This window comes from Fluviicola sp. (assembly GCF_030151805.1).
GTDB lineage: Bacteria > Bacteroidota > Bacteroidia > Flavobacteriales_D > Crocinitomicaceae > Fluviicola.
Window position 1 is genome coordinate 1 of the sequence record NZ_JASLCN010000064.1, and the last position, 12,741, is coordinate 12,741.

Sequence of the window (12,741 nt, forward strand, 5' to 3'; positions counted from 1 at the left end):
AGACATTTTAAAGTCCATCGGTTTGGGATCGTTTGAAGTTTCAGCCAATATCAAATCCGGGAAGAAAGTAACGATCAGCTACAACAATTCCGTTACCCGCGTCATTCCTTTAGGAGAAATTACGGATTACCTCTCTAATGCTGATTTCAAACATGTAAACCCGGTTTTACTGAAGAATGCAAACCGAAACAATATTCTCATTATCACGGGAGTGGTCATGGCTAAAAACCTGAATGTAGAAATTGAAACAGATTTTAATGTGGATGCAGGAATTGTAGCTTCTTTGAACCAGGCAGCTGAAGGAAAACTGGATTTCAGTTCCAAATCACAACAAACACTGAAAATGGTTTCCAATGCAAATAGTTTATTCCCTATTGCCGTGAAAGCAAGCCGCATTCAGTTTGACAAAGGAATTTTCAAAGGATTGAAACTCGTTACGGACAACCGCAACTTTTTTTAAGATGTCTTCAGATGGTGGCTTCGATTCCGCTCAGCCACCATTAATTCTTCTTCTCCAAACGACTCAAAGTTTCTCTGGAAACTCCCAGATAATGTGCAATCATCGTTTTGGAAACCCGTTGAAAAAGCTCGGGATACTGAGCCAACAACAATTCGTATTTTTCTTTTGCGGAGTTTTTAAGTAAAGATAAAACCCGCTTTTGTAAAGCCACATAGCCGCTGAATGATTTCTGTCCGAAAAAAGCCATCATTGCCGGAATTTCACTCATCAGTTTTTGCTTGTTTTCAGCCGTTAGCTCCAAAACCACACAATCTTCCAAAGCCTGGATACAAGTCGTTGATTTTGTTTTGAAATGATAAGCCGGATAATCCGAAATCCACCAGTTTTCCATCGCAAACTGAATGATGTATTCTTTATCGGCTTCGTCAACCATAAACAATTTCATACAGCCTTCAACTACCAAATATTCCCGGGAAACGAGTTGATCACAAGAAAGCAGACTGGTCTTTTTGGGAACAAAAACGGGGGTAAAACAGTTGGTGATCAGTTCCAGTTCTTCTTCCGTAACGGGAACTACGCTGCCGATATGATTGCGTAAAAAAGAAGCATATTCCATTTCATAAAAATACGAAAGAAATATGCTTCAGGAATTTCGATAAGGGAAAAATACTATTTTGCCAGGGCCTTTTTAATCGCTTCTCCGACACCTTTCGCAGATTGCGGATTTTGCCCGGTAATCAAACGTCCGTCTACCGTAACGTGTTCACTCCACGGAGCTGATTTCTCATACATTCCGCCTTGTTTCTTCAGTTGGTCTTCCAAAAGGAACGGAACCACATGGGTCAGTTTTACCAACTCTTCTTCTTCATTGGAAAATCCGTTCACTTTCTTTCCCGAAATCAGGTAAGTGCCGTTGCTCAACTGGATATTCACCAGCCCGGCAGGACCGTGACACACAGCAGCTACAATTCCGTTGTTCTCATAAATTTTCGCTGCGATTTGTGCAATTTCAGCATTATCGGGCAAATCCCACATCGCTCCGTGTCCTCCCGCATAAAAGATTCCCGCATACGCTTCCGGCTTTACTTCGGAAGGTTTCATCGTATGGGTGATTTTCTGATGATACTGTTCATTCTCCCAGAATTCTTTGTTTTCCGCATCAGACAGATCGAAACCGTCAACCGGAGGATTTCCGCCTTTCGGACTCACAAAATCAATTTCATAACCTGCTTCGGTCAATACTTTCCACGCATGGGAAACTTCTGCCAGGTAATATCCCGTTTTTTCTCCTGTACTTCCTTTCGTATCGTGGCTCGTCACCACAAATAAAATTTTTGTTTTCATACGCTTGTTCGTTTGTTGTGCAAATCCGGTATTTCCTAAACTCAAAAGGAAAATGGCTGCTATTAATTGACTGATTCTTTTCATCTTTTTTTGTTTTTCAGCTTGCTAAAACAGATTCCGGATACGTTTTCCAGTTTGTATACCCATCCAGCGTTAAACCGTAATGTAATTCTCTTTTGGGAAGCGTTAAAGGCCAGTTGTTTATCAAGCGCTCCACCAAATCCGGGTTTGCAATAAAATCTTCTCCGAAAGCAGCCAGGTCAATCATTCCCGCTTCAACCAATGCTTCTGCTTTTTGACGGTTCATTCCTCCTGCTAAAATGATTGTTCCGGTAAACCAACTTCTGAATCGCTCCAAAAAACCATCAGGAATCGCAAAACTTCCCCGCGATTTTTGATCCATCAAATGAATGTACGCAATCTTTCTTTGAGCTAATTCTGCCGCCAGGTAACGGTAAGTTTCTTCAATCTCATCGTAATGCGGTAATTCATGCAAACCACCATAAGGAGTTAAACGAATTGCGACCTTCTCTGCCCCGATTGCTTCAATACAAGCATCAATCGCTTCTAATAAAAAGCGGGAACGATTTTCAATACTTCCACCGTATTGATCCGTCCGGTTATTGGTATGCGGATTCAAAAACTGTTCGATCAGGTAACCGTTTGCTCCGTGCAATTCAATTCCGTCAAAACCGGCTTCAACAGCATTTTTGGCTGCCAGTTGAAAGTCTTTCACCACTTGAGCAATTTCTCCTGTTTCCAGCGCTCTTGGTTTGGAACAGGTCACAAACCCCTCCTGTCCGTTTTCATTCCATCCCCAGGCAAATGATTTCTCTGCCTGAATAGCTGAAGGTGCAACCGGAGCTTGATTACCAGGTTGAATGGAAGTATGCGAAACTCTTCCCACATGCCAAAGCTGCGCAAAAATGACCGTTCCTTCTTCGTGAACAGCTTTTGTGACCAATTTCCATCCTTCAACCTGTTCTTTTGTATAAAGTCCGGGAATGTGAAGAACTCCTTTTGCCGTTTCGGAAATTGCTGTTCCTTCTGTCACAATCAAGCCTGCGCCGGAGCGCTGCTGATAATACAAGGCATTATTCTCGTTTGGAATTCCATCTGCATTTCTCGCTCTTGTCATCGGAGCCATTGCAATCCGGTTTTTCAGATGCAGATTTCCTAAAACTGCCGGCTCAAAAATAGTTGTATCCATCTCTTAGTTTTTGATAAAATCTCGCATTTCATTCCATTCCGAATCAGATAATTGCACTTGCAAAGACTGCGCATTGTGAATTGCCTGCTCCGCATTTCTTGCACCACCCAAAACGGTTGTAATTCCGCGCTGATTCATGGTCCAGGCCAATACCAACTGTGCTACACTGCAATTTTTCGTTCCTGCCAGATCATTTAATGCCTGCAACAAGCGATTCAGATTTTCCGAATCAAACTGTTGGAAATACCCGTTCCGGTGATCGTCTGAGCTCAATTTTCCGGTTCCGTTGGAGTATTTACCGGTAAGCAAACCTCTTTCCAAAGGACTGTAAGCAATAATCCCGATTTGGTTTTCAATTGCAAAAGGCAGCAATTCTTCTTCAATACTTCTGTTCAGCATACTGTACGGAACCTGGTTCGAATGGAGAACCGTTGTTTTCAAGCCCTCTTCCAATTGTGCACGGTCATAATTCGAAACCCCGATTGCTCTTACTTTACCAGCTTTCATCAATTGCTCCATGGCTTCCATCGTTTCAGAAATCGGAGTTTCCACATCCGGCCAGTGCAATTGAATCAAATCAATATAATCTGTTTGAAGTCGTTTCAAACTATTTTCTACTTCGCGAATCACATTCTCTTTGCGTCCGTTTTTATAGATCGGAACGGTTTTTCCGTCAATTTGTGCATCAAAAGCTACCGTTCCTTTTACGTCTTGTTCCCAAACCAATCCGAATTTGGTGAGAATTTCCACTTTGGAGCGATCCACTCCTTTCAATGCTTCACCGATAACTTCTTCACTCAAACCTACTCCGTAAAACGGAGCTGTATCAATGGATGTTACTCCATGTTGAATCGATTCCCTGATCGCTTCAATCGAATCTTTTTTGTCATTTCCTCCCCACATCAGTCCGCCTATCGCGAAAGTTCCCAATGTCAAAGGAGAAATCATTAATTCACTTTTTCCCAGTTGTCTTTTCATTCGGTCGTTTGTTTGTTATTTCTAATTAAAAAATGTTTAAAAAGTTCAATCATTCGTAATTCGTAATTCGTAATTCGTAATTCGTAATTCGTAATTCGTAATTCGTAATTCATTAAAAAATCAATTAACCAATTCTTTCGCAAGTGGATAATCCGTATAACCTGCTGCCCCGCCACCAAAGAACTTCGCTTTATTCGGTTCATTCAGGGGTAAATCGTGTTCCAACCGGAAAGGTAAATCCGGATTCGCAATAAATGGTCGTCCAAAACCGATCAAATCCGCCCAACCGTTTTGCAACGCTTCTTCTGCGCGTTCTTTGGTATATTTCCCGGAATAAATCAAGGTTCCTTTAAAAACTTCGCGGTATGCTTCCTTGAACGAAACGGGCATCACCGGAGCATTTTCCCAATCGGCTTCCGCAATGTGAATATAAGCCACTCCGATTTCATTCAACAATTTCGCTGCTGCAATGTATGTTTCTTCCGGATTATCGTCCATCGCTCCCATCAAAGTTGTCAGCGGCGCTTGTCTCACTCCTACTCGTTCAGCACCGATTGCTTCTGAAACCGCTGTAGCAACTTCTTTCAGAAAACGCAGCCTGTTTTCCAGGCTTCCGCCATATTCATCCGTGCGGAGATTGGTCTGCGAATCGATAAATTGTTCGATCAGATAACCATTCGCTCCATGTAATTCTATTCCGTCAAACCCGGCTTCCATAGCATTTTTAGCAGCCTGAGCATACTCTTTCACGATTTGTTGAATCTCCGGAACGGTTAAAGCTCTTGGCATCGAATGCTGCACCATTTCACCTGCTCCTGACGAAGCATCTTTTCCGTCTTTTGCAAGGAAAACACTCACACCTTCCGCCAGAATAGCCGACGGTGAAACGGGAGCTTGTCCGTTTTCCTGTAAGGAAGTATGCGAAACTCTTCCCACATGCCACAATTGTGCGAACATTTTTCCGCCTTTTTGATGAACAGCATCCGTCACCTTTTTCCAGCCTGCAATCTGATCTGCGGTAAAAATTCCGGGAGTCCAGGCATAACCTTGTCCCTGTCTGCTGATTTGTGTTCCTTCTGAAATGATTAATCCGGCCGAAGCACGCTGCGCATAATATTCAGCCATCAAATCTGTTGCTATTTCACCTTTTGCAGATCGTGAACGCGTCATTGGAGGCATTACGATCCGGTTCTTTAATTCAAGTCTTTTTAATTGATAATTTTCGAATAGCATTGCTTGTCATTTTGTTGGAACAAAGTTGACGCGAATTGATGGAAAAGTACTGTGATGTATGTCACAACTTTCTTCTTCAAATTGTTAAGGAATCTAAAAGTGGAAATGCTCAAATTCATCATTAAAGACGAATGAATCACCGAACGCTGATTTTTCCTACTTTTAATTGAAACTTAAAGCGTGATTATTATGTCATTTCAAGCATATTTAGATAATATTCAGACCAAAACAGGAAAAACTCCCGAAGATTTTCAGCAAATAGCACACGAAAAAGGCCTACTCAAAGACGGAAAAATACCCACAGATGTAAAAGCAGGACAAATTGTTTCCTGGCTCAAAGAAGATTTTGACCTGGGACACGGTCATGCAATGGCTGTTTACGCTTATTTTACCGGAAAACGATCTTAACAATACCGATTCATGGACGAAACAAAATCAGTTCGCATTTCAAACAACACCTCTTCTGAAGCGATTGCTATCGGCGCATCGGCTTACAGCATTTTACTCGACGGACAACATTCAGACGGGCAGCTGGCAATTGTTGAAATGCTCGTTCCGCCAAATGCGGGACCCGTTCCTCATGAACACAAAGGTTTCCAGGAATGTTTTTATGTACTGGAAGGAGCAGTTGAAATGAAAACGAAAGAGCACACCATTCCTGCCAAACAGGGAGATTTGATTCATATTCCTTTGGACGGACCGGTTCATTGCTTCAAAAACACGTCTTCAATCAACGCACGACTGTTGTGCATTGTTGTTCCTTCCGGTTTGGATGCTTTTTTCCGGGAAGTTGGGCGCGAAATTCCCGTTGGAACAATGCCTGAAGTTCTTCCTCCGAATCCGGAGCAGCAGGAATTCATTAATCAAACAGCAGAAAAGTATGGTCAGAAGTTGTTTCCGAAAGATTATCTGGATTAAGCCATGCAAGTTGTCCGTTTAACAACCCTGGTTTTAGTATTCTCAACAGCGTTTTTCAACACTGCAAAGGCAGATTCTGTTCCTGTTCGAAAAAGAGTTTCACTTCAAATTGCTCCGCTAGCTTTGATTGATTTTTATAATGGTTCCACTTATAAAATAGGAACTGAAATCCGCTTGTCCCGAAACCTGTATGTGAGTGCAGATTTTGGCGGATACTTTCCGAATTTTAACGGTCTAAAGAACATGAAAGGTGGAAATGCCGATTTCCGGGTCAAATACCGTTTTCCAAACTCCAATTCAAGTATTTCCATCAGTTATTTCTACAAAAAGCAATCTTTTGAGTACCACGATTCTTACAAGGAAGAGCCGGATGTTCCGATAGTAGTTTATACCCGAAAACAAATTAATTGTATCAACATCAATTTTGAAAACAAGATTGTTGACGAAAAATGGGGATATATCAATGCTTTTGCAGGCTTCGGAGTTCGATTCAGAAACGTACATTCCTCTTTTGAAACCCATCACGATTTTGACCGGCTCGTAAAAGGTGGTGATTCTCAATCGCTTTACTTTGTATTGATTCCCGGCCAAAATACCTGGCTCAACTTCAATGCCGGGCTTCGTCTCGGATTTTATTTATTTTAAACCGAATCCGATTTCAATATCCTCTTACCAATTTTGACTTTTCAATTTTCAATTCATATGATATCAGTAATTGTCACTTACCAGGTAAAACCTGAATTCTCGGCGCAGAACAAAGCAAACATTCAACGCTTTTTAGCAGATTTTGAAACATTGGATAACACCCAATTCAAGTACACGGTGCTCTGCAAGGAAGATGGTGTTTCATTCGTCCACTTCTCTCAATACCAAAACAAGGAAATCCAGGATCAGTTTCTGAATGTTCCTTCTTTCAAATTATTCCAGGAATTGCGTGATGCAAGCGGATTGAATGATTCTCATCATGTGGAAGTGTTGGATTTTGTCGGTTCAAAAGGAACTTTAAAATAAATGAACGCAAAGAAACAAAGGGCGCGAAGGAGTATTCAATCTTTGCGTCCTCTGCATCTTTGCGTTATAAAAAAACTCTGATTCTAGCTATTTGCTATAAACGGGCTTTTCCGGATGTATTTTTCATCAGAAAGCTGGTCTATCAAAAAACGGGCTAAATCACTTGCACTGATTTGTTCTCCAGGACAATCTTCCAACGAAACCGCTACTGGAAAAGAATCATCCGTTTGAATGATCATCGGCAATCTTACCAGCGTCCAATCCAGGTTGCTTTTTGACAGGCATTCAAATTCAACCTGTTTGTCTTTCGTTGTTTCAGGATAATTCTGGTACATCCAGTCAGTCGCAAAACGAACTTTCTCATTTTTGTGATCTCCCGGAACATCTACATTCAAACCGGTTGTAACGATATAGCGTCTGATTCCGTGTTTGATCATGGCTTGCAGAATATTCTCCGTTGCCTGGCTAAAAATGGTCGGCTCACCTTTTGGTTGTCCCAACGTGCTGACGACCGCATTGCAATCGCTTAATAAAGTCTCCATTGCATCGCTGTTTCGTGCATCGCCGGAAACCAATTCGATCAACGGATCTGAAATCGAAAGACTTGAAGGATTTCTGTGTAATAACTTGATGGAATAGCCTTGTTTAAGCAATTCGTTGACCAAGTAAGTTCCCGACTTACCAGTTCCGCCGATAACGGCAATTTTATATTTATTCATGATTATTCTTTATAAATGGATAATAGAAATGTTGTTGGTTTCAACTCCGGAAACCAAACAGAATCACGCGGATTCTTAGCAAATCATTATTTATAAAGAGATTCTAATAGCTCAAAGATAGACAATCAGGCTGAAAGCAGCAAGTTTCTATTTCAAAGCTTCTTTCAAAGCCACAGGGTCCAATTGTTTTTCCCAACGTGCCACTACAATCGTTGCAACGGCATTTCCAATCAGATTGGTCAGTGCCCTGCATTCCGACATGAATTTGTCAACCCCTAAAATCAGGGCCATTCCTGCTGGAGGAACATCAGGAACAACGGTCAATGTTGCTGCCAAGGTAATAAATCCAGCTCCGGAAACTCCTGCCGCTCCTTTCGAGCTCAACATCGCCACAAGGAGCAAAGTAGCTTGCTGACTGAAACTCAAATCTACATTACACGCCTGGGCAATAAACAACGCAGCCAACGTCATGTAAATGTTTGTTCCGTCCAAATTGAATGAATAACCGGTTGGGATCACCAAACCAACCACCTGGTTCGAGCACCCGGCTTTTTCCAGTTTCTTCATCAACGTGGGCAATGCCGATTCGGAAGAACTGGTTCCAAGTACCAGCAACAATTCATCTTTCAGATAACGAAGCAATTTTAAAATATTGAACCCGTTGTATCTTGCCACTAAACCCAGTACAACCACCACAAAGAAGCCCGCCGTGAGATAGAACGTTCCGACCAGAAAAAACAAGTTTTGGAGTGTTTCAACACCATATTTTCCAATAGTGAAAGCCATTGCTCCAAATGCTCCGATAGGTGCCAGTTTCATCAAAATATCCACAATCTTGAAGATCGGATGTGTCAATGCCTGAAAGAAATCCAAAACGGGTTTACTCTTCTCTGCTGTTAATGACAGGGCCACTCCAAACATAATGGCAGCAAACAATACCTGCAAAATATTCTCACCGGTCAACGAACTCATGAAGGTTTTCGGGATGATATTTAACACAAAGTTGCTAAATGTATTGGCATGCGCAGCCGAAACATATTCAGAAACATCTTTCGGATCCAGGGTACTGGGATCAATATTCAAACCACTTCCGGGTTTTAAAATATTACTGACGATCATCCCGATAATAAGTGCTAACGTAGAAAAGGTGAGAAAATAGAGAAATGCCTTCCCTGTGATTCGTCCAACTTTTTTTAAATCGTTCATGGAGGCAATTCCAACCGTTACCGTAATGAAAATTACCGGTGCAATGATCATCTTGATCAGGTTAATAAAACCATCTCCAAGCGGTTTCATTTTTTCACCCGATTCAGGATAAAAATACCCTAAAGTAACACCCAGTACAATTGCTACAAGTACCTGAAAATACAAAGCTCTATACCACGGTTTTGGTTTTACCGGCGCTGCGTTTAAGTCTATTTCCATCAGAGAAGATTTCTTTTAAAAAGAATAATTCGTTCGAAGATATTAATTATTGGTCAATTGCAGTGATACTGGTCGATTTACTCCTCTACAAAATCCAGATCCCTGCCATGCGTTTCGGGAATACTCCAGGTACTGTAAATTCCAATTGCAAAAGACACCAACCCCACAATTCCTGCTGCAATCAGTGCTGAAAATCCGGAACCCATCAGGGATTCAAAGCCAATGGTCATTAAAATAACCGTTCCGCGAACCATGTTTGGAATTGTGGTTGCTGCTGTGGACCGGATATTTGTTCCGAACTGCTCCGCTCCTATCGTGACGAACATGGCCCAGTAACCTGTTCCGAAACCAAACCAACAGCACATGAAGTAATACATCGAAGCGGAATGAATGGTTCCGGAAAGAATCCATACAACGCTGATCAGTGTAAAAGCCATCATCCACAAAATGGATTTTCGTCTCGATTGCAGCCAGTGACTCAGGATTCCGCTGAAAATATCTCCGGCAGAAATTCCGATGTATCCCCACATAATGGCGTCCCCGGGATTAATTCCTCCGGGAATTCCCAATGCTTCGCCGAATACATTTCCGAACATGGCCAGGATTCCGATACAAAACCAGGTCGGCAATCCAATTCCGATACACCGCAGATAGCGCCAGAATCGATCCCAATTGGTAAAGAACATCAGGAAATTTCCGCGTGTTACTTCCCGCTTTTTCGTTTCCTTAAAAATTCCGGATTCCAACACACCAATCCGAAGCAACAACAAACCGATTCCCATTCCGCCTCCGATGAAGTAAGCAATGTTCCATTCTTCCGTTAGTTTTACCGTCAAATTTGCCACAACGGCTCCCGACAAACCAACTCCTGCAACTAACGAAGTTCCCAATGCTCTCAGTTCTTTCGGTAAAACCTCAGAAACCAGCGTAATACCAGCTCCCAATTCACCTGCAAGCCCCACTCCTGCGATGAAACGCAAAGCGATATACATGTAAGTCAGGTTTTCTTTGTCATTTGGGAAATACGGTAAAAATCCGCACATGATATTCGCCATCGAGTACATCACAATGGAACCAAAAAGTACGGATAAACGGCCTCTTTTATCTCCCAGGATTCCCCATAAAATTCCTCCCAAAAGCAAACCTCCCATCTGCCAGTTCACAATCATGGTGCCGACATCTGAAATTTCGGTTTCGCTAAAACCAAGTCCTTTCAGACTGGGAACGCGGACAATTCCGAAAAGAAGTAAATCGTAAATATCTACGAAGTAGCCCAATGCTGCAACAATCACAGGCAAAGACCAAAGGGGTTTATAAGAGGTAATCTTTTCCAAAGTAGTTTGTTTGAGCGCCGAAGATAGTAAAATCAATTGCGAATTACGAGTGCTCAATGACGAATGAGGACAGAAGTTTGAATGGAGTCATTTTTTTTGCACAGATTCGTAAAATTACGAATTGCCAAATTATCAAACCGACAGACTCCCCAATTGCCAAATTCTTAAAATGGCAAAATGATTCAAAACAATCCAATCTTTTCAATTCCCCATTCTCCATTCTCCGTTCAATTGGGAATTCGTAATTTTACACGATGAGTTTGGATGAAAAATATATGCAGCGTGCATTGCAACTGGCAAAATTGGGAGGTGTTTCTGTCTCCCCAAATCCGTTGGTTGGCGCTGTGATTGTTCATCAGGATGAAATAATCGGTGAAGGATATCACCGGAAATTTGGCGAAGCACACGCAGAAGTCAATGCTGTCAATTCAGTCAAAGACAAAACCCTGCTTCTGGAATCTACGATTTATGTGACACTCGAACCTTGTTCTCATTTTGGAAAAACGCCACCGTGTGCAGATTTGTTGATCCGTTCGCAGTTCAAACGCGTGGTCATTGCCCAGGTTGATCCGTTCTCAGAAGTTGCAGGAAGAGGAATTGAAAAACTCAGAAATGCTGGAATTCAGGTAGATTGCGGCGTTTTGGAAGCTGAAGCCAAAGAGTTGAATAAGCGTTTCATTACCTTCCATACGAAAAAGCGCCCTTTCGTGACTTTGAAGTGGGCTCAAACCAGCGATGGATTTATTGATCGCGATCGTTCGGAACAAACCGAAACCGGAATCAACTGGATTTCACAACCTGAAACACAAGTTATTACGCATCAATTACGGACAAGCGAACAAGCCATTTTGGTAGGTTGGCATACGGTTCAAAATGACAATCCTAATCTCACAGCACGCGCATTTGCAGGAACAAATCCCATCCGGATAGTGGTTGATCCACAACTACAAGCACCAAAAGATTCAGTCCTTTTCACAGATGGTTTGAAAACAGTTGTTCTAAATGGAAAAGAAGAAAAAATGCTTGATTCGATTCAGTTTGTGAAACTGGGAGAATTCAGCCCGGAATCCATTTTAGCGAAGTTGCATGAGCTTCAAATCAGTTCGGTCATCATCGAAGGCGGCGCTTTTACTGTGATACAATTCATCGAATCCGGTCTTTGGGATGAAGCCTTGGTGATCGTTGGAGAAACTGAATTCAAATCAGGAATAAAGGCTCCTGTTTTATCAAAAATGGTCAACCGCCAGATTCCATTCGGAAAAGATCTGTTAAATTATTATCACAATTACAACCTTTAAAATCATCGAATCCATTGCCAAAAGCATTGAATTCCCTACTTTTAGTTCGCTGAAATGAATCTACTCACTGGTAGATTTAACACGTTCAAATAAAAGAAGATGAAAATTTACCCAATCGAAACAGGCACATTTAAGTTAGACGGCGGAGCCATGTTCGGAGTCGTTCCAAAAAGTCTCTGGTCGAAAACAAACCCGGCAGATGAGAACAATCTTTGTAATTGGGCTATGCGCTGTTTACTGATCGAAGACGGAAACAGGCTGATCCTGATTGATACAGGAATCGGAGACAAACAAAGTGAAAAGTTCTTTTCTCATTACTATTTGGCGGATACCAAAACGTTGAAGCAAAGTCTCAATAAACTCGGTTTTGGCCTGGATCAGATCACGGATGTCTTTTTATCCCATCTTCATTTTGATCATTGCGGCGGAGCTGTAAAATGGAATTCCGACCGAACCAAACTGGAAACTGTTTTCAAAAACGCGACGTATTGGAGTACTGAAAATCACTGGAAATGGGCTACAGAACCCAATGCACGTGAAAAAGCATCCTTTTTAAGTGAAAACATCCTGCCCTTACAGGAAAGCGGACAGTTGAAGTTTGTAGAACGCAACGGAAATTACACTCAAAATGTCTTCAACAATTTCGATGTGCTTTTTGTAGACGGACATACCGAAAGCATGATGATTCCTCATATTCATTATCAGGATAAAACCCTGGTATTCATGGCGGATTTACTTCCGAGTACGGGACACATTCCGCTTCCGTATGTCATGGGATACGATACCCGCCCCTTGATTACCTTAGGTGAAA

At 41.9% G+C, this 12,741-nt stretch carries 15 protein-coding genes; 7 read left to right on the forward strand and 8 right to left on the reverse strand.

Features of this window, described 5'->3' with window-relative positions; translation table 11 throughout:
• Window positions 1–460: hypothetical protein (locus Q1V93_RS02500; RefSeq protein ID WP_300660967.1), on the forward strand; the 460-nt coding region annotated here is incomplete at its 5' end.
• 40 nt (window positions 461–500) lie between these two features.
• On the opposite strand, the gene Q1V93_RS02505 is transcribed toward Q1V93_RS02500, so the two are convergent.
• From Q1V93_RS02505 to Q1V93_RS02525, 5 genes are all read right to left on the reverse strand, one after another.
• Window positions 501–1,076: a Crp/Fnr family transcriptional regulator gene (locus Q1V93_RS02505; RefSeq protein WP_300660968.1), complete on the reverse strand. Its 576-nt coding sequence runs from the start codon at window positions 1,074–1,076 to the stop codon at window positions 501–503.
• Between the two features lie 53 nt (window positions 1,077–1,129).
• Entirely contained in the window at window positions 1,130–1,888 is a 759-nt protein-coding gene (locus Q1V93_RS02510) for a type 1 glutamine amidotransferase domain-containing protein (RefSeq protein ID WP_300660970.1), read from the reverse strand.
• 13 nt (window positions 1,889–1,901) lie between these two features.
• On the reverse strand, window positions 1,902–3,014 hold the full coding sequence (locus Q1V93_RS02515) for an alkene reductase (RefSeq protein ID WP_300660973.1): 1,113 nt from the start codon (window positions 3,012–3,014) through the stop codon (window positions 1,902–1,904).
• Window positions 3,015–3,017: 3 nt separating this feature from the next.
• Window positions 3,018–3,992, reverse strand: a complete 975-nt coding sequence (locus Q1V93_RS02520; RefSeq protein WP_300660976.1) for an aldo/keto reductase — start codon at window positions 3,990–3,992, stop codon at window positions 3,018–3,020.
• Between the two features lie 120 nt (window positions 3,993–4,112).
• Complete coding sequence (locus tag Q1V93_RS02525; RefSeq protein ID WP_300660979.1) at window positions 4,113–5,225, reverse strand: alkene reductase; 1,113 nt, start codon at window positions 5,223–5,225, stop codon at window positions 4,113–4,115.
• 189 nt (window positions 5,226–5,414) lie between these two features.
• On the opposite strand from Q1V93_RS02525, the gene Q1V93_RS02530 reads away from it, so the two are divergent.
• The 4 genes from Q1V93_RS02530 to Q1V93_RS02545 are packed head-to-tail and all read left to right on the forward strand — an operon-like array spanning window position 5,415 to window position 7,154.
• On the forward strand, window positions 5,415–5,633 hold the full coding sequence (locus Q1V93_RS02530; protein ID WP_300660982.1) for a DUF4287 domain-containing protein: 219 nt from the start codon (window positions 5,415–5,417) through the stop codon (window positions 5,631–5,633).
• Window positions 5,634–5,645: 12 nt separating this feature from the next.
• Window positions 5,646–6,143: a cupin domain-containing protein gene (locus Q1V93_RS02535; protein ID WP_300660986.1), complete on the forward strand. Its 498-nt coding sequence runs from the start codon at window positions 5,646–5,648 to the stop codon at window positions 6,141–6,143.
• 3 nt (window positions 6,144–6,146) lie between these two features.
• Window positions 6,147–6,788, forward strand: coding sequence for a hypothetical protein (locus tag Q1V93_RS02540; RefSeq protein ID WP_300660989.1), 642 nt, complete (start codon window positions 6,147–6,149; stop codon window positions 6,786–6,788).
• Window positions 6,789–6,845: 57 nt separating this feature from the next.
• Window positions 6,846–7,154, forward strand: a complete 309-nt coding sequence (locus Q1V93_RS02545; RefSeq protein ID WP_300660992.1) for a hypothetical protein — start codon at window positions 6,846–6,848, stop codon at window positions 7,152–7,154.
• An 83-nt stretch (window positions 7,155–7,237) separates the two neighbouring features.
• On the opposite strand, the gene Q1V93_RS02550 is transcribed toward Q1V93_RS02545, so the two are convergent.
• The 3 genes from Q1V93_RS02550 to Q1V93_RS02560 form a co-directional block, all read right to left on the reverse strand.
• Entirely contained in the window at window positions 7,238–7,873 is a 636-nt protein-coding gene (locus Q1V93_RS02550; RefSeq protein WP_300660995.1) for an NAD(P)H-binding protein, read from the reverse strand.
• 147 nt (window positions 7,874–8,020) lie between these two features.
• Window positions 8,021–9,298: a dicarboxylate/amino acid:cation symporter gene (locus tag Q1V93_RS02555; RefSeq protein WP_300660997.1), complete on the reverse strand. Its 1,278-nt coding sequence runs from the start codon at window positions 9,296–9,298 to the stop codon at window positions 8,021–8,023.
• Window positions 9,299–9,375: 77 nt separating this feature from the next.
• Window positions 9,376–10,632: an MFS transporter gene (locus Q1V93_RS02560; RefSeq protein ID WP_300661000.1), complete on the reverse strand. Its 1,257-nt coding sequence runs from the start codon at window positions 10,630–10,632 to the stop codon at window positions 9,376–9,378.
• Window positions 10,633–10,886: 254 nt separating this feature from the next.
• On the opposite strand from Q1V93_RS02560, the gene ribD reads away from it, so the two are divergent.
• Entirely contained in the window at window positions 10,887–11,930 is a 1,044-nt protein-coding gene (gene ribD / locus Q1V93_RS02565) for a bifunctional diaminohydroxyphosphoribosylaminopyrimidine deaminase/5-amino-6-(5-phosphoribosylamino)uracil reductase RibD (RefSeq protein WP_300661003.1), read from the forward strand.
• A gap of 99 nt (window positions 11,931–12,029) precedes the next feature.
• Window positions 12,030–12,741, forward strand: a 712-nt coding sequence (locus Q1V93_RS02570; protein ID WP_300661006.1) for an MBL fold metallo-hydrolase, incomplete at its 3' end; no start/stop codon positions are given.

What these genes read in the sequence shown, in the direction of transcription:
- Q1V93_RS02505 (WP_300660968.1), bottom strand. Translation starts at nt 1,076, where the DNA reads ATGGAATATGCTTCTTTTTTACGCAATCATATCGGCAGCGTAGTTCCC.
- Q1V93_RS02510 (WP_300660970.1), bottom strand. Translation starts at nt 1,888, where the DNA reads ATGAAAAGAATCAGTCAATTAATAGCAGCCATTTTCCTTTTGAGTTTA.
- Q1V93_RS02515 (WP_300660973.1), bottom strand. Translation starts at nt 3,014, where the DNA reads ATGGATACAACTATTTTTGAGCCGGCAGTTTTAGGAAATCTGCATCTG.
- Q1V93_RS02520 (WP_300660976.1), bottom strand. Translation starts at nt 3,992, where the DNA reads ATGAAAAGACAACTGGGAAAAAGTGAATTAATGATTTCTCCTTTGACA.
- Q1V93_RS02525 (WP_300660979.1), bottom strand. Translation starts at nt 5,225, where the DNA reads ATGCTATTCGAAAATTATCAATTAAAAAGACTTGAATTAAAGAACCGG.
- Q1V93_RS02530 (WP_300660982.1), top strand. Translation starts at nt 5,415, where the DNA reads ATGTCATTTCAAGCATATTTAGATAATATTCAGACCAAAACAGGAAAA.
- Q1V93_RS02535 (WP_300660986.1), top strand. Translation starts at nt 5,646, where the DNA reads ATGGACGAAACAAAATCAGTTCGCATTTCAAACAACACCTCTTCTGAA.
- Q1V93_RS02540 (WP_300660989.1), top strand. Translation starts at nt 6,147, where the DNA reads ATGCAAGTTGTCCGTTTAACAACCCTGGTTTTAGTATTCTCAACAGCG.
- Q1V93_RS02545 (WP_300660992.1), top strand. Translation starts at nt 6,846, where the DNA reads ATGATATCAGTAATTGTCACTTACCAGGTAAAACCTGAATTCTCGGCG.
- Q1V93_RS02550 (WP_300660995.1), bottom strand. Translation starts at nt 7,873, where the DNA reads ATGAATAAATATAAAATTGCCGTTATCGGCGGAACTGGTAAGTCGGGA.
- Q1V93_RS02555 (WP_300660997.1), bottom strand. Translation starts at nt 9,298, where the DNA reads ATGGAAATAGACTTAAACGCAGCGCCGGTAAAACCAAAACCGTGGTAT.
- ribD (WP_300661003.1), top strand. Translation starts at nt 10,887, where the DNA reads ATGAGTTTGGATGAAAAATATATGCAGCGTGCATTGCAACTGGCAAAA.